We start from the raw sequence: 15,772 nt of genomic DNA on the forward strand, positions 1-15,772 counted from the left end.
CAATGGCAGACTGTCCCGCACTCTTCATCGGCGCGAGCGCGTCGCATCAAGGCAAGACCACGGTGACGGCCGCGCTTGCACGTCATCACACGCGGCAAGGCAGGCGCGTGCGCGTCTTCAAGACCGGGCCGGATTTTCTCGATCCGATGATTCTCGAGCGGGCATGCGGGTCGCCCGTTTATTCGCTGCATCTTTGGATGGTCGGACTGGAAGCGTGCCGCGCGATGCTTTCCGCGGCCGCCAAGGAAGCCGACCTTATTTTGATCGAAGGCGTAATGGGCCTCTTCGATGGCACGCCGAGCAGCGCCGATCTCGCCGCTGCGTTCAATGTGCCAGTGCTTGCGGTAATCGGCGCGCATGGCATGGCGCAAACCTTCGGCGCGCTTGCGTTCGGACTTGCGCGTTATCGGCCCGATGTGCCGTTTCATGGCGTGCTTGCAAATCGCGTGGCGTCTGCGCGCCATGCACAGATGCTGGCCGAAGCCATCCCCGAAGGGCTGCGCTATTGCGGTCATTTTTCGAACGCGGACGATATCGCGCTACCCGAACGTCACCTCGGCCTTACTCAAGCGCGGGAAGTGGCGGACCTGGATGCGCGTCTCGACCGCGCCGCCGATGCCATTGCCGCGACCACGCTTGCCGATTTGCCGCCGCTCGTTCGCTTCGACGACGACATCACGCCAAGTGAACCGCCGCGTCTTCTCGACGGATTGCACATTGCGATCGCGCGGGACGCCGCGTTTTCATTTATTTATCCCGCGAATGTCGATTTGCTAAAGGCATCGGGCGCAAGCGTCAGCTATTTTTCCCCGCTAGCGGATGAGCCCGTACCCGCCCATGTCGATGCGCTCTACTTGCCCGGCGGCTACCCCGAGCTTCATGCCGCGACGCTTGCTTCCAATGCGTGCACGCGCGCTTCGATAAGAGAACATATCGCGCGCAATCGCGCGGTAGTCGCGGAATGCGGCGGTATGCTCTACCTGCTCGACGCACTGACGGATGTCGAAGGCAATCGTCATTCAATGCTAAGCGCCCTTCCCGGCGACGCCACCATGCAACGCCGTCTTTCGCGGCTGGCGATGCAACGAGTCGACACCGCCCACGGTCCACTCACCGGCCACACCTTTCACTATTCGACGCTCAAGACATCGATGCAGCCTTTCACGACAGCCACGCACGCAACGACAGGTGCGCAGGGCGAAGCGCTTTATCGTCATGGCGCGATAACGGCCACTTACATGCACGCTTACTGGCCATCGAATCCTGCAGCAATGGCTACGCTCTTTCGCGGCGAAGCGCTATGACGACATCGACCGAAATCGGGCCACGCGATCTCGCCGAGATGATCGAACGCGCCAGCACGCAGGAACCAATCGGCTCGCCGTGCACCGGCGTGTGCAAGCTCGATGCATCGAGCGGCCTGTGCGCGGGATGCTTTAGAAGCCGCGAGGAAATTAAATTCTTTAGAACGATGGACGATCACGCGAAGCTCGCGTTGTTCGACCAGTTGCTTGAGCGGCGCGCGGCCTCGCAATGAACGAAGGCCCGCGCTCGTGCTCAAGCGACGCGGGCCTTTTGATACCCATCGAGCATTCGATTCAGGCAGCGGCCATGCGACGCGCTGCCGGACGCTCGAGTTCACGTGACGCAAGCGCGCCGAAGAGCAGTCCAAGCGTTGCCCAGATCAATGCCTGGATACCGACGGCAGTCAGCCTGAAATTCCACAACAACGACGCGGAAAAGTCGGCGGGTACTTCGTCGACAGAAGGCAGTGCCACTTGCGCGATAACCATCAGGATGACATAACCAGCCGCCGCAATAAGCGCCGCGTTCCAGTTGCCGCGACGCGCCTGCAAGCGTCGCTGCGCATAGACCGCGAACACCGCGCCGACGATTGATATCGCCACCATGCCGAAGAAAAGCGCCGTACGCGGACCGATGGTTTCGGCATTGCCCACGGCGGGCGGGTTTGGGGGATATTTGATGAACGGCACGAGCGCAACGCTAACGAAACCAATGAGCGCAAGCAAAACCGACGTTCCGCGCGCATGCAACGAGCCGAGCCGCCCATAAGCCAAGGCAAAGATCAGCGAGAAAATACCGCCTAAAGCCGTGCCGAACACCACCACGCCCGTTAGTAAGCCCAAACCCGCTTGCGTGTCCCGGCTAACGAGTTCTTCATCATCACCGTGACTATGCGATTGCGCTGCCGCCGCTTCATCGTGATGATCGTGTGCGGGCGCTTGTGCATGCTCGTGCTGTTCCTCGAACGCGATAGCCCGAGCAACTGAAGGTTCGCCGAAGCCGCGCGCAGAGCCAAAGCCGATCAGGCCCGCGACGAGTCCCGCGACCATGCCGCGTATAAGCAAGTTGCGAATCATGCTTCGTCCTCAGTGGCACGGAAAGCCGAGCAAGTGTCGGCCATCGTGAACGAATTCGTGGACGTACATGCCCGAGATAATGGACGTTGCACCTTGCTCGGCGCCGACGAAATAAATCGCGATCAGCAGAACGAGGCCGATAAAAACGGCCCAAGGAAGGACCTCACGCACCGGAATGGGGACCGGCGCATCGTTAGCGGGCGTTGCAATGCCAGCGGAAAAAGCCGGCGCGTTGGACATATTCATTGAAATTTCTCCAGGGAAAAGCGCGTCCCGATAGACGAAGAGCATGCAGCGGGGTCTGACTCGCGGCATCGCGCTCTTAGCGCGAACCGCATACAGTGGCGCGACCGTGCCGGGCTTCCACCGGCTTCCTCGCACTGCAGGCTTGCCATTCTATGATGATTGCCGGCAAAGTAAAACGACCATGAGCTAAAGCCTATGCAATCGACATTGATTTTGCTGTGCCACGCCGCCACGCATGCCATGAAAAGCGGGCGTTTTCCGCAAGGCGACGAGCCTGTCGAACAGGCTGAATGCACGCTCGATGTCCCGGGCGAGCCAAGCCGTGTAACATCCAGCCCGGCCCGCGCTGCTTGCGAAACAGCGGCTTGGATCACGACAGATTTTTCGATCGATGCCGCATTCGACGACATCGACTATGGAGAATGGCGCGGTCGTTCCATTCGCGAGATTAGTGAGCGCGAGCCTCAAGACGTTGCGGCATGGCTTTCCGATCCCCATGCAAGGCCGCATGGCGGCGAGAGCGTGGCAATGCTGTCAAAGCGCGTTAAGAAAGCGCTTGAGGGGCTTGCTTCGAATACGGAGCACGAATGCTGCATAGTCGTAACGCACGCCATCGTCATGAAGGCGGCGCTCTGTATCGTGCGCGACGAACCGTTGTCGTCGATACTCAAGATGGATCTCGCGCCGCTATCGTCCGTCTTGCTCAAGTTCGCGGAAGGCAAATGGACAAACGTGCCCTCCTGAACTTAGATGGCCGCCCGGTGCTCAAAGCAAGCAGCGACTGGTTCGCTCAAAGGAGACAGCAATGGCGCACTATGTGGATGGTTTCGTCGTACCAGTGCCGATCGACAAGGTCGACGCGTATCGCAGCATGGCCGATGCAGCGGGCAAAATATGGCTGGAATATGGCGCGCTGCAGTTTGTCGAATGTATTGCCGACGATGTTAAGCCAGGCGAGCTCACCTCGTTCCCTCGAAGCGTACATCTCAAGGAAGGCGAAACGGTGGTCTTCTCGTGGATCGTCTATGAATCGCGCGAACAACGTGACGCCGTCAACGCCAAAGTAATGGAAGACTCGCGCCTTAAGAGCATGATGGAAAACGGCGAACCGCCGTTCGATCCCAAACGCATGTTCTTCGGCGGCTTCAGGACGCTGGTCGAACTGTCAAAGACCTGATTATTTTTCGAATGCCTAAAACCAAGGAGCCATATCGACATGTACATTGCCATGAACCGCTTCAAGATCGTTCCAGGCGCGGAAGCCGATTTCGAACATCTCTGGACAAGCCGCGACACGCACCTCAAGGAAGTGCCGGGCTTCGTGGAGTTCCATCTCCTAAAGGGACCGACGCGGGATGACCATGTGCTCTACTCGAGTCACACGATCTGGACAAACCATGCTGCGTTCGAACAGTGGACCCAATCGGACGCATTTCGCGCCGCGCATCGTAATGCGGGCGGAGAAACCAGGCAGCTTTACTTGGGTCACCCGGAATTCGAAGGCTTCGAAGTGGTTCAGACGGTTAAATAAGAGCCGCCTGTCTTACAAGACCGTGAACGAATTGCGTCGCTCGCTAAGGCCCTTCTCAAGCCTTAGCGCCACGCGCCATTCGCTGCAATGTCGATGAATCGATGGCTCCGGCACAAATGCGCACGGCCTCCTTAAGCGTACGTGGACGTCCCTCGCCAAACTGCGATTCAAGCATGGCGACGGCGCGTAAGCGTTCGTCATTGCCCAGCTTCTCGCCAGTCGCAAGCTCCAGCACCGAGATAAAGTAAGCAGCCGGCGGCGCCGCGTTAGGCTGTGCGGACGCACCGCCTGATCCATCATTTCCGTCGTCGCGCGCGGGAAAACCGGGCGTCCATCTGGTGTCGTATCGGCTATTCATGGGTCTGTTCATTTGAGTGCAAAGGCGCTTGCGCCAGCTTTCGATTGAACAGACATTCAGCAAGGAACGTTCCAAGCCAGCTAGCGCCTTAAATAGCGCGGTTATTTTTGTCTAACAATAAAGCTCTAGCAACTCGACATGCAGCAAGATCCCATGCCGCGCATCCGACGGATTTAAATACGACCGGGCGTTCGTTTTTCACCCTTGCCGTGATTGCTTGTGCAAGTGAATTGACGTTCTCCCATTTCACACCGGCAAGGATGAAATCCCCCGCTTCATGGCGCGCGCCTGCCGGGTCATCGACATACAAAGCGCTTGAATCGATAATGCCCGACGCTATTTCTGCCGCATCAGGCGTAAAGGCGCCAACACCGATAACCAACCGATCTGCTCGCGCCGGCAGCGTATAGACAGGCTGCTTGCTGGTAGTCGCGGTGATGACGACATCGACAGCTTCGGGAATGTTTGAGCTTTCAAGCGCCGCGAGCTTTGGCAAAGCCGCTGCGTAGGCCTTGCAAAAGGCATTCGCACGCTCGGCTCGCGACCCCTGGACGATGATCGATGCATCGGGATAAACGCTTGCGATCGCCTCCGCATGGTAGGCCGCCTGCTTGCCCGTACCGATCACCAGCACTTGTTTCGGCGGCTGCGCGCTTAGAGCGCGGATAGCGAGCATCGATACCGCCGCCGTTCTGCGCCCCGTTACAGTTGGGCCGTCGAGCATGAATTGCGGCACGCCGGTGACGGCATCGAATGCGGTGACCTGTCCGTGAATCGTGGGCAAACCAAGCGCACCGTTACCCGCGCACACGTTGACGAGCTTGTGCATGGCCAAGTCCGCCGCGCTTGCAGGCATCGACAACATGATCCCACCTTGTGCAAGCGGCACCACCATGCGCTCCGGACTCACGATACGGCCCGCCGCGTAATCGAGCATGGTGGCGGCGAGCGTGTCGACCAGGCGGTCATAAGGAACGAGTTGCGCGGTGCGTTCGGCGTCGAAAATTGGAATCGCGCTTGAGGTTTGATTCATCGTGTCTTTGGCCTCGGAAGGGAAAGTTGCCATCGCAATGCCACTGAAATATCGCAACATTCTAACGGCGCAAGCGACCTCGACAATTTGCCCTCGGTGCACTAAACGCGCAAAGCGTTGCGTACGCCGTCATATGATTGCCTTCGAATACAGTCATAATCAAGCAATCTGCGCCGCAAAAATTGCAGCGGCAAGCCGCCCACGGAGCCCCCAATGAACGAGATGGACAAGCAGCGCCGCTTCCATGCCGACCTGATCGACAGCTACGACGAAGAGTTCGAAATGGAGATCGACGACCGCTTCCTGGATGGCGAGGCAGCGTTCTCCGACGAGGAACGGCTGCTTCGTAAGACCTATTTCCGCGAGCTATTTCGCTTGCAGGGCGAACTGGTGAAGTTGCAGGATTGGGTTGTGCATACGGGCCATAGACTCGTGGTGATTTTTGAAGGCCGCGATGCGGCCGGTAAAGGTGGTGCGATCAAGCGCATCACGCAGCGGCTGAACCCACGCGTGTGCCGCGTCGCTGCTCTGCCTGCGCCGAATAATCGTGAACGCACGCAATGGTATTTCCAGCGCTACGTATCGCATCTTCCGGCAGGCGGCGAAATCGTTCTATTCGATCGAAGCTGGTATAACCGCGCGGGCGTGGAACGCGTGATGAACTTCTGTACCGACGCCGAATACGAAGAGTTCTTCCGTTCCGTGCCCGAGTTCGAAAAGATGCTCGTGCGTAGCGGCGTTCAGATCATCAAGTACTGGTTTTCTATTACCGATGACGAACAGGAAGTGCGCTTCGAGGCGCGTATTGAAGATCCGCTAAAGCAGTGGAAGCTGAGTCCGATGGACCTCGAAAGCCGACGCCGCTGGGAAGCCTATACAGCCGCTAAGGAAGTCATGCTGCAGCGTTCACACATTCCCGAAGCGCCGTGGTGGGTGGTTCAGGCCGTCGACAAGAAGCGTGCGCGGCTGAACTGCATGCATCATCTGTTGAGTCAGGTGCCGTATCACGAGATCGAGCACTCTGCGATTACGCTGCCCGAGCGCGTATTCAATCCGGATTATTTGCGGCAGCCCGTGCCGGAGACCATGTACGTTCCGGAGATTTACTAAAGCGCTTTAGCAGCAGTGACTGCACCCGATGTGTTCCTGACGGTGCAGCGTGCGGCGAATGGCAAACTGATACGCTTGCTGCGAACCCTTGAACACCATCACGAACATGACTTGCGCGAGGTTGAAGTCAAGGGTGACCATCAGGCGCATGAGTAGCAGCAGTGGCAGCACCACGGCTGGTTGATACAGTTGTCGGGCAATTAATGCTTTCATCTTTAGCTCCCATTTCCATATAAGAATTTTAGGGATTTGCAGGCCCGGGATAAATGGCCCGCGGATGAAGACATATGTTCCCCGATACGAACAATAAGGCCCTGCATGCTGCAGGGCCTTGAAGGCACATTACTTCTGCGCGAGACTCGGCTCAGGTACCGGCGCGGGCATCGCATCGCCCCAGCCGCCGCCTAACGCACGTATCAAGTTGACTGTGGATACCGCCTGCGTTCCCGCAAGCTGCACCGAAGTACGCTGCGATTGCAGCACAGTGCGCTCCGCATCGATCACATCGAGATAATTGACCGCACCTTCCGTGTACTGCGTTCGCGAGAGTTGTGCCGCGCGCACCGAAGCCTTGACCGCATCCGATTGCGTAGCCGTCTGATCTTCGAGAATGCGCAAGTCGGACAAATTGTCTTCTACCTCACGAAATGCAACGAGCACTTGTTGCCGATAATTCGCGGCGTCCTCTTCATAGATTGCACGTGCATCCGCGAGATTGCCCTTGCGACGGCCGCCATCGAAGATTGGAATATTCAGCGCCGTTCCCGCGAAAGGACCCAGCAGGAATGTTCTGCTCGACCATTTGAAGAGATCGCCAAGCGTTGCCGACTCGAAGCCGCCTGCGCCCGTCAACGTGAGCGAAGGGAAGAACGCAGCCTTCGCTACGCCTATGCGAGCATTTGCTGCGGCCATCGAACGTTCAGCAGCAGCAATGTCAGGACGACGTTCGAGCAAGGTTGAAGGCAAGCCCGGTGGCACGCGAACCGTCACTGGCTTGAGTGGATTCGCCGCCACGCTGAATTCAGCCGGCGTCTTGCCCAGCAGCACCGCAAGACTATGCTCGGACGATGCGCGCAGACGTTGCACGGTCATCGCATCCGAGCGCGCGGTCGCGAGCTCGGACTTGGCGCGCGCCACATCGAGCTCACTGATGTCGCCTTCATCGAAACGGCGCTGCACGAGTTTCAACGCTTGCTCACGCAACGTCACCGTGCGCGTGAAGACATCGTTCTCCGCATCGAGCTCGCGCAGATTGAAGTAGTTCTGCGCGACGTCCGCTTGCAAGGCCAACTGCACCGAGCGGAACAGCGCTTCGCCTTGTTGCGTGTCGGCGTTGGCGGCTTTGACGGAATCCGAAACGCGGCCGAACAGATCGACTTCATACGATGCGCTCGCCTGGGCACGCCACAACGTTTGTGCAGGCACGTTGGCATCGGCCGGCAGGAACTGCGATGCCGGCGAGAACTTCTCACGCGTCGGACCGAAGCCTGCATCGAGCGTCGGGAACAGACCCGCACGCGCAGTCTGGTTGATTGCGCGCGCTTCCTTCACGCGTGCCGCTGCTGCCTTGAGGTTCTGGTTCGCTTCCTGCGCCTGACGTTCGAGATCGTTGAGCGCGGGATCATCGAACAAGGTCCACCACTCGCCGCGCATCATTTCTTCGGAGGGTTGAGCCGTTTTCCAGGTGCCCGTTTCCGAAGGAGCAAGCGCGCTCGTATCACTAGTTCCTTGCGGCGTTTCCTTGTAAGCGGAAGGCGCATGCACATCCGGCTTTTCGTAAGTGGGCGCGAGCGAGCAGCCCGCGAACACGAGCAGCGCCGCCATCAAACCCGGGAGGCCCAGCCATCGTTTCATATGCAACTTGTTCATGTTTGACCTCATTGCGCCTCGTAAGAGCCGCCGATACCCCGCATCTGCGGATGCGAGCCGTGCTTGTCCGTCACATGCTCCGTGCGCGAGAGCTTGCGCAGGATCACGTAGAAGACCGGCGTCAGCATCAGACCGAAGAGCGTGACACCCAGCATGCCGAAGAACACCGCAACGCCCATTGCATGACGCATCTCCGATCCCGCACCCGAAGACAGTACGAGCGGCACCACGCCCATGATGAAGGCGATGGATGTCATGAGAATCGGGCGCAAGCGCAAGCGGCTTGCTTCGATCGCGGCCTGCACGATCGAGCGTCCCTGCATCTCCAGTTCGCGGGCGAACTCCACGATCAGAATCGCGTTCTTCGCCGACAAGCCCACCAGCACCATCAAACCAATCTGCGTGAAGATGTTGTTGTCGCCATCCGTAAGCCAAACACCGAGCAGCGCCGACAGAATGCTCATCGGTACGATCAGGATCACCGCGAGCGGCAGGGTCAGGCTTTCATACAACGCTGCAAGCACGAGGAACACGAGCAGCACGCTGATCGGGAACACCCACAAAGCCGCATTGCCCGCGAGAATCTGCTGATACGTGAGATCCGTCCATTCGAACTTGATCCCGCGCGGCAACACTTCCGCGGCGATTCGCTCCGCCGCTGCCTGCGCCTGACCCGATGAATAGCCAGGAGCCGGACCGCCGTTGATGTCAGCTGCCGTGTAGCCGTTGTAGCGCACCACCATTTCCGGACCATAGGTCGGCGTCACCCTGACGAGAGACGAGAGCGGCACCATGTCGCCATTCGCGTTGCGAGTCTTCAGCAAGCCGATATCTTCAGGGTTCGCGCGGAACGGGGCATCGGCCTGCACGCGCACTTGATACACGCGTCCGAAGCGGTTGAAGTCGTTCACGTAGAGCGAGCCGAGATACACCTGCATCGTGTCGAAAACATCTGTCACGGATACGCCAAGCTGCTTGGCCTTGACGCGATCCAGATCGACGTTCAGCTGCGGCACGTTGATCTGATAGCTCGAGAACGTCGGTCCGAGTTCAGGCGTCTGCGAGGCACGCTTGATGAACGCCTGCGTCGCATCCGCGAGCGCTGCATAACCGAGCGCACCACGGTCCTCCAGTTGCATCTTGAAACCACCTAGCGTACCCAGCCCGAGAACCGGCGGCGGTGGGAACACGGCGATGAACGACCCCTTGATACCCGCATACTTCTGATTCAGCGCACCCGCGATCGCATTGGCGGAAAGTGCCTCGTCATGCACGCGGTTCTTGAAGGGCTTCAACGTCACGAACACGATCCCCGCGCTCGATGAGTTCGTAAAGCCGTTCACCGACAAGCCCGGAAATTCCACCGCGCTTTCCACGCCCGGTTGCTTGAGCGCGATGTCGCTCATCTGCCGAATCACGCCTTCGGTACGGTCGAGCGATGCGCCATTGGGCAATTGCGCGAAGCTGATCAGATACTCCTTGTCCTGCGCGGGCACGAAACCGCCCGGCACAATCTTGCCCATCAGAACCGCACCTGCAAGAAGCACGGCATACAGCACCATCATTACGGCCTTGCGGTTGATGACGCTCTTCACGCCCTTGCCGTAGGCATCCGAACCGCGATGAAAGACCTTGTTGAACTGACGGAAGAAACCGCCGAACACACGGTCCATGCCACGCGTGAGCCAGTCCTTCGGTTCATCGTGACCCTTGAGCAACATCGCAGCCAGCGCGGGCGACAAGGTCAACGAGTTGAATGCGGAGATCACCGTTGAGATAGCGATGGTCATCGCGAACTGCTTGTAGAACTGACCCGTGAGGCCAGACATGAACGCGAGCGGCACGAACACGGCCACGAGCGTCAAGGCAATTGCGATGATTGGCCCGCTCACTTCGCGCATGGCCTGATACGTCGCCTCTCGGGCAGATAACCCCGCTTCGATATTACGTTCGACGTTCTCCACGACGACGATTGCATCGTCCACCACGATGCCAATCGCGAGGACCATCCCGAACAATGACAACGCGTTGATCGAGAAGCCGAACGCAAGCAACAGCGAGAACGTGCCGACAATCGACACCGGCACCGCCAGCAACGGAATGATCGAAGCACGCCAGGTTTGCAGGAACACGATCACCACGAGCACGACCAAAGCGATGGCTTCAGCGAGCGTATGAATTACCGCTTCGATACTGGAGCGCACGAACTGCGTCGGGTCATAGACGATCTGATACTCGAGACCCGCAGGCATATCCGCCTGCAGTTCCTTCATCGTCTTGCGCACTTCATCGGAGATTTGCAGCGAGTTTGCACCCGGCTGCTGATTGATTGCGATTGCAACCGCCGACTTGTTGTCGAGCAAGGAACGCAAGCCATATTCCGATGCTGCGAGTTCGACGCGCGCCACATCGCTCAGATGCGTGACTGCACCATCGGGCGACGTCTTCAGCACGATGTCGCGGAACTCGGACTCGTTCTGCAAGCGGCCGCGTGCATTCACGTTCAGTTGCAAGGGCGTATTTGGCAGCGTGGGCGAACCACCGATCACGCCTGCCGCCACTTGCACGTTCTGTTCACGAATGGCGTTGACCACGTCGGTCGCCGTCATGCCGCGTTGCGCGACCTTTTGCGGATCGAGCCATACGCGCATCGAATAATCGCCCGAACCCCACAGTTGCACTTCACCCACACCCGAGATGCGTTCGAGCCGATCCTTCACGTTGATCAGCGCATAGTTGCGCAGATACGTCATGTCGTAACGGTTGTTCGGCGAGTTCAGGTGAACCACCATCGTCAGCGTCGGCGAGGACTTGATGGTGGTCACGCCAAGCCGCTGCACGTCTTGCGGCAAGCGCGGCAAAGCCTGATTCACGCGGTTCTGAACGAGCTGCGTGTTTTTGTCCGGATCGGTGCCGAGCTTGAACGTGACCGTGGTCGTGAGGTTGCCGTCGCTATTCGCCTGCGACTGCATGTAGAGCATGTCCTCGACGCCGTTGATCTGCTCTTCGATCGGCGAGGCCACGGTCTCCGCGATCACCTTCGGATTCGCGCCCGGATACTGCGCGTGCACCACGACCGAAGGCGGTACGACTTCCGGGTACTCGGAGATCGGCAGCTTGAACATGGCGATGACGCCAGCCAGCAACACGATTACCGACAGCACGCCCGCAAAGATCGGACGGTCGATGAAAAATTTGGATATGTTCATGACGAGTTCTGTCTGTTCGAGATGCTTACGAAGCCGATGCCGTTTTCACAGGCGTCGCATTGGCGTTGCTGTCCATTGCGACGTTATTGGCCTTGATCACATCGTTGGGACGCACGCGCTGCAAGCCATTGACGACGATGCGTTCGCCCGGCTGCAATCCCTTCGTAATCACGCGCAGGCCTTCATGCGTGGCGCCTAACGTGACTTCGCGGTACTGCACGCGGTTGTCTTTGTCCACCACCATGACGTACTTCTTGTCCTGATCGGTGCCGACAGCCGCGTCATCCACGAGCACGGCCGGATGCGGCGTGCCACCGCCGACCTTGATGCGTGCATAAAGTCCCGGCAAGAGCGAGCCATCCGGATTGTTGAAGCGCGCACGCACGCGGATCGTGCCCGAGGTCGTATCGAGGCGGTTATCGACGGAATCGACCACGCCTTCGCGCGAGTAACCGTCTTCGTTTGCAAGACCCAGCGAAACAGGCACGCTGCTGCCCGTATCGCGGCCGAGATAGCGCAAGTACGTCTGTTCGTCGACATCGAACGAGGCATAGATCGGCGAGACCGAGACCAGCGTGGTCAGAAGCGGCGCATTCGCACCCGTCGAGACGATGTTGCCCACCGTGAGCTCTGCACGCGACACGCGCCCCGATACGGGCGCCACGATATGCGTGTAGGCGAGGTTGATCTTCGCCGTTTCGAGCGCAGCCTGCGCGGCCTTCAGATTGGCGACAGCCTCGCGCGCGGCGTTCTGTTTCTCGTCGTAATCGCGCTTGGCGATGGCGTTATCGGTAAGCAAGCGCTCTGCACGCGCAGCGTCGGTGGACGTATAGCCGTTACGCGCTTGCGCCGATGCAACTTGCGCCGCGGCGCGTGCGACTTCCGCTTCGTACGGACGCGGGTCGATGGTAAAGAGCGCGTCACCCTTCTTCACGAGCGCGCCGTCCTTGAAGTGCACCGCGACGATCGTGCCGGGCACGAGCGGGCGAATGTCGACATGGTCCACCGCTTCGAGACGGCCCGAATAGCTCTGCCAGTCCGTGATGGTCTTCGAGACCACCGCGGCCACGTCCACTTCGGTGGCGGTCGGGCTATGCGCGGCGGCTTGCGCCTGGTTGATGGCGTCGCCGTGACCGCGCCAGGCGGTATAGCCGCCCGCGCCAGCAATGACGATCACCGCGCCTAGCGCAGCGTAAATACGTTTGCGAGTGAAGAACATGGTGAAGCTCCGGTTGCGTTGAGATTGTTTTTTTATGGTGCGTGGCGCGCTTATTTGGGGCGCGCGAGGCGTTTCTTGAAGAACGCGACGACATCGGCGAGCGCGTCGGGATGCGCGGCCAGCGCTTGATGCGAGGCCTTGCAATGACGCGTCATTTCGGTCGGCACGCCTGCGTTGATCAATTCCGCCGCGTATTTTTCCGCCTCGATATGCAGGAGGTCATGCTCCGCGCTCGCGATCAGCGCCGGCGGCAAGCCATTGAGTCGCCGCGATTCGAGCGGCGCCGCATAGGGATGCAAACGTTGCGAAGGCACGGGCAGATACGCGCGATAGCAACGCGCGCAATCGCTCATTTCCAGATCGGGGCACAGCACTTTGCGTTCATCGGCGAGGCGCGTCATGCTCGGATCGAGCAATGGCGCAAGCAGCACTTGAGCGGACAGGCGCAAATCGCCGCGATCGCGCGCTATGGCTGCAACGCACGTCGCGAGGTTGCCGCCTGCGTCATGCCCCGCCACGCCGATGCGCAAAGGGTCTGCGCGTTGCGCACGAGCATGCGCAACCGCCCACTGTGCCGCGCGATATCCGTCTTCAGGCGCGGCGGGAAATGGAAATTCAGGCGCAAGCGAATAGCCGACCGAGATGACCCAAGCGGGCGTATCTCGCGCAATGACGCTTGCAGCCACATCGGCTTCGTCCAGACTTCCACGCACGAAACCGCCGCCGTGGAAATAAAGAACGATAGGCAACACGTTGCCATCCGACGCGGGGCGGTAACTGCGCAGCGTGATCGGCTGTACGTGTCCGGCGATACGCACATCTTCGATGCACAATCTCGGACGCGCCTCCAGATCCAACAATGTTGCCATGGTTATTTTTCGTGCGCGGCCTGAAAAATAAGGCCGTCACGCATAAGTTGCGATGCTGCGAATTCTGGATGCCACGCCTTTTTTAATAAATGCCTATAATCCGGCAACACAATTCGGACGCACCGAACAATCATCGTTAATACGCACATGACTGTTCTTAGCCAGGCGCTTAATTCCGTGCGCCGCTATGCTGGTGCCCTAAGCATCGAAGGTGAGGAAACATGGATCGGCTACAAGCAATGCAGGTCTTCACACGGGTTGTCGACACCAACAGTTTTTCGCGCGCAGCGGATACGCTCAATTTGCCGCGCGCGTCGGTCACGACGATCATTCAAAACCTGGAAGCGTTTCTCAACGTGCGACTGCTTCAGCGCACGACACGCAGGCTCAATCTGACGCCCGATGGCGCGGCCTACTACGAGCGCTGCGTGCGCATCCTTGCCGACATCGAGGAAGCCGAGGGCACATTCTCGAACAACGGCAAGGGTCCGCACGGCAAATTGCGGGTAGACATGCCGGGGGCCATTGGAAGGCTCATTGTGATGCCGCAGCTTTGCGACTTTCACACGCGCTATCCGGAAATCGAACTCATGCTCGGCTTCGGCGACAAGCCAGTCGACCTCATCCAGGAAGGCGTCGACTGCGTGATTCGCGTTGGAACGCTACAGGATTCGAGTCTGGTCGCGCGACGCATTGGCGTGTTTCAGGGCGTGACGGTCGCAAGTCCCCAATATCTCGAACGTCATGGCAAGCCGCAAACGCTTGAAGACCTTCAGGACCATGTGGCCGTGAATTATTTTTCGAGCCGCACGGGGCGTGTGATGGATATGGACTTCGTCGTCAACGACGAATCCATCGAAGTGAAGATGCGCGGCATGATCGCGGTGAACGACGCCGAAGCCTATCTCAGTTGCGGTCTCAAGGGTGTGGGTCTGATTCAAGCGCCGCGCTTCATGGCGTTGCCGTACTTGCGTTCAGGCGAGCTTGTCGAAGTGCTGCCGCAATGGAGCCCTTTGCCGATGCCTATTTCCGCCGTCTATCCGCACAATCGCCATCTTTCGCCAAAGGTGCGCGTGTTCGTGGACTGGGTCGCGGAGCTGTTCGAGCGTTGCCCGTTGCTGCAAGGTCAGAAGGACGCGGAAGAGCGTTGCCTGCCCACTAGCACTGCCGCGCCCACGGTCGTGCGTCACGGTACACCGGAAGTTTCGGGTACTGAGGATGTCGTTGTATAGCTAACTACTGGCTAGCTATTTCGCTGGCAAAGCAAAGGCGTGTCTCAGGCGACACGCCTTTTTTTCGTCCCTATCGATGCGATAGGGAAAAATGTCAGCACATGCAAGCGTCGCCAAATGTCCGGTGGCTAAGGCTCTTAGCGATTATTCGCCGAAATCGACAAATCTATTCGCGCATCCGGCATTTATCTGCCCCTAGCGTGGCGACTACATTTCGACCTGTCGCGAAGCGCATGCAATCATCTTCTTAGCCGATTGCATCCGCGTCGCATCCGAAGCACAGGAAACGGATCGAAAGGAGTTGCACGCATGAAAAGCTATCTCATCACGGGTTTCTCACTCGCGGCTATCTCAGCCGTGGTTTCGAGCACGGCATTTGCCGACGGCGGTGAAGGCATTGGTCGCGCGGGAACGTATCAGACGCAAACGACTACGAGTGAAACGCCCAAGACGCGTGCGCAAGTGCGGGCTGAACTTGCCGCTGCCTATTCGAACGGTTCGTTGCCCGCGTTGAATCGCAATACGTATCCTGATCGCAGCATGTGGGGCGATGCGGTCGCTGCCCAAAGCGAAGCGCATGCTCGCGATGCCGCTCAAGCGGAAGCGCGCAATCGCCATATCGTGGAATATGCGAACGGTTCGGTCACGCGCTAAAGAATTGCAGAGGTCATCATGTTCGAAAATACTTCGCTTGAACAATATTCGGTTCTTGAAG

Annotated in this window: 17 protein-coding genes and 1 riboswitch; of the genes, 8 read left to right on the top strand and 9 right to left on the bottom strand. The window is 58.9% G+C overall.

All coding sequences use genetic code 11. The features are described 5' to 3' along the window. Positions 1 to 2: 2 nt before the first annotated feature. Together NCR40_RS17680 and NCR40_RS17685 are read left to right on the top strand one after the other, a co-directional pair. A complete protein-coding gene (locus NCR40_RS17680; RefSeq protein WP_250510120.1) occupies positions 3 to 1,304 on the top strand; it encodes a cobyrinic acid a,c-diamide synthase CobB in 1,302 nt (433 codons plus the stop codon). Then, entirely contained in the window at positions 1,301 to 1,537 is a 237-nt protein-coding gene (locus tag NCR40_RS17685; protein WP_250510121.1) for a DUF1289 domain-containing protein, read from the top strand. The genes NCR40_RS17680 and NCR40_RS17685 overlap by 4 nt, the downstream gene beginning before the upstream one ends. A gap of 61 nt (positions 1,538 to 1,598) precedes the next feature. Here the strand turns inward: NCR40_RS17685 and NCR40_RS17690 are convergent, their stop codons facing one another. Continuing rightward, a complete protein-coding gene (locus tag NCR40_RS17690) occupies positions 1,599 to 2,381 on the bottom strand; it encodes a CbtA family protein (protein WP_250510122.1) in 783 nt (260 codons plus the stop codon). A gap of 9 nt (positions 2,382 to 2,390) precedes the next feature. Next, positions 2,391 to 2,621: a CbtB domain-containing protein gene (locus NCR40_RS17695; protein WP_250493651.1), complete on the bottom strand. Its 231-nt coding sequence runs from the start codon at positions 2,619 to 2,621 to the stop codon at positions 2,391 to 2,393. A gap of 36 nt (positions 2,622 to 2,657) precedes the next feature. Then, a riboswitch (cobalamin riboswitch) is annotated at positions 2,658 to 2,781 on the bottom strand. Between the two features lie 41 nt (positions 2,782 to 2,822). Here NCR40_RS17695 and NCR40_RS17700 point away from each other — a divergent pair. The 3 genes from NCR40_RS17700 (at position 2,823) to hmuQ (ending at position 4,158) form a co-directional block, all read left to right on the top strand. Beyond that, entirely contained in the window at positions 2,823 to 3,371 is a 549-nt protein-coding gene (locus NCR40_RS17700; RefSeq protein ID WP_250510123.1) for a histidine phosphatase family protein, read from the top strand. Between the two features lie 61 nt (positions 3,372 to 3,432). Beyond that, positions 3,433 to 3,804: a DUF1428 domain-containing protein gene (locus tag NCR40_RS17705; protein ID WP_250510124.1), complete on the top strand. Its 372-nt coding sequence runs from the start codon at positions 3,433 to 3,435 to the stop codon at positions 3,802 to 3,804. 39 nt (positions 3,805 to 3,843) lie between these two features. Continuing rightward, positions 3,844 to 4,158, top strand: coding sequence for a heme-degrading protein HmuQ (gene hmuQ / locus NCR40_RS17710; protein WP_250510125.1), 315 nt, complete (start codon positions 3,844 to 3,846; stop codon positions 4,156 to 4,158). Positions 4,159 to 4,213: 55 nt separating this feature from the next. Here the strand turns inward: hmuQ and NCR40_RS17715 are convergent, their stop codons facing one another. Together NCR40_RS17715 and lhpI are read right to left on the bottom strand one after the other, a co-directional pair. After that, positions 4,214 to 4,591 carry a hypothetical protein gene (locus tag NCR40_RS17715; protein WP_250510126.1) on the bottom strand — a complete coding sequence of 126 codons (378 nt, stop codon included), beginning with the start codon at positions 4,589 to 4,591 and terminating at the stop codon, positions 4,214 to 4,216. A gap of 13 nt (positions 4,592 to 4,604) precedes the next feature. Then, complete coding sequence (lhpI, locus tag NCR40_RS17720; RefSeq protein WP_502800993.1) at positions 4,605 to 5,582, bottom strand: bifunctional Delta(1)-pyrroline-2-carboxylate/Delta(1)-piperideine-2-carboxylate reductase; 978 nt, start codon at positions 5,580 to 5,582, stop codon at positions 4,605 to 4,607. A 180-nt stretch (positions 5,583 to 5,762) separates the two neighbouring features. Between lhpI and ppk2 the strand changes: the two genes are divergently transcribed. Beyond that, positions 5,763 to 6,659, top strand: coding sequence for a polyphosphate kinase 2 (gene ppk2 / locus NCR40_RS17725; protein WP_250510127.1), 897 nt, complete (start codon positions 5,763 to 5,765; stop codon positions 6,657 to 6,659). A gap of 6 nt (positions 6,660 to 6,665) precedes the next feature. Here the strand turns inward: ppk2 and NCR40_RS17730 are convergent, their stop codons facing one another. The 5 genes from NCR40_RS17730 to NCR40_RS17750 all read right to left on the bottom strand — a co-directional run bounded on the left by NCR40_RS17730 (position 6,666) and on the right by NCR40_RS17750 (position 13,825). Continuing rightward, entirely contained in the window at positions 6,666 to 6,872 is a 207-nt protein-coding gene (locus NCR40_RS17730; protein WP_244829485.1) for a hypothetical protein, read from the bottom strand. 129 nt (positions 6,873 to 7,001) lie between these two features. Then, positions 7,002 to 8,528: an efflux transporter outer membrane subunit gene (locus NCR40_RS17735; RefSeq protein WP_250510128.1), complete on the bottom strand. Its 1,527-nt coding sequence runs from the start codon at positions 8,526 to 8,528 to the stop codon at positions 7,002 to 7,004. 8 nt (positions 8,529 to 8,536) lie between these two features. Further along, positions 8,537 to 11,737 carry an efflux RND transporter permease subunit gene (locus tag NCR40_RS17740; protein ID WP_250510129.1) on the bottom strand — a complete coding sequence of 1,067 codons (3,201 nt, stop codon included), beginning with the start codon at positions 11,735 to 11,737 and terminating at the stop codon, positions 8,537 to 8,539. 25 nt (positions 11,738 to 11,762) lie between these two features. Continuing rightward, on the bottom strand, positions 11,763 to 12,956 hold the full coding sequence (locus NCR40_RS17745) for an efflux RND transporter periplasmic adaptor subunit (RefSeq protein WP_244829482.1): 1,194 nt from the start codon (positions 12,954 to 12,956) through the stop codon (positions 11,763 to 11,765). Between the two features lie 50 nt (positions 12,957 to 13,006). Continuing rightward, positions 13,007 to 13,825: an alpha/beta hydrolase gene (locus tag NCR40_RS17750; RefSeq protein WP_250510130.1), complete on the bottom strand. Its 819-nt coding sequence runs from the start codon at positions 13,823 to 13,825 to the stop codon at positions 13,007 to 13,009. A 221-nt stretch (positions 13,826 to 14,046) separates the two neighbouring features. Between NCR40_RS17750 and NCR40_RS17755 the strand changes: the two genes are divergently transcribed. Together NCR40_RS17755 and NCR40_RS17760 are read left to right on the top strand one after the other, a co-directional pair. Next, positions 14,047 to 15,057: a LysR family transcriptional regulator gene (locus NCR40_RS17755; protein ID WP_244829480.1), complete on the top strand. Its 1,011-nt coding sequence runs from the start codon at positions 14,047 to 14,049 to the stop codon at positions 15,055 to 15,057. A 309-nt stretch (positions 15,058 to 15,366) separates the two neighbouring features. Next, positions 15,367 to 15,711 carry a DUF4148 domain-containing protein gene (locus tag NCR40_RS17760; RefSeq protein WP_244829479.1) on the top strand — a complete coding sequence of 115 codons (345 nt, stop codon included), beginning with the start codon at positions 15,367 to 15,369 and terminating at the stop codon, positions 15,709 to 15,711. Positions 15,712 to 15,772: the final 61 nt, after the last annotated feature.

Source organism: Caballeronia sp. GACF4, from assembly GCF_023631025.1.
Lineage (GTDB): Bacteria > Pseudomonadota > Gammaproteobacteria > Burkholderiales > Burkholderiaceae > Caballeronia.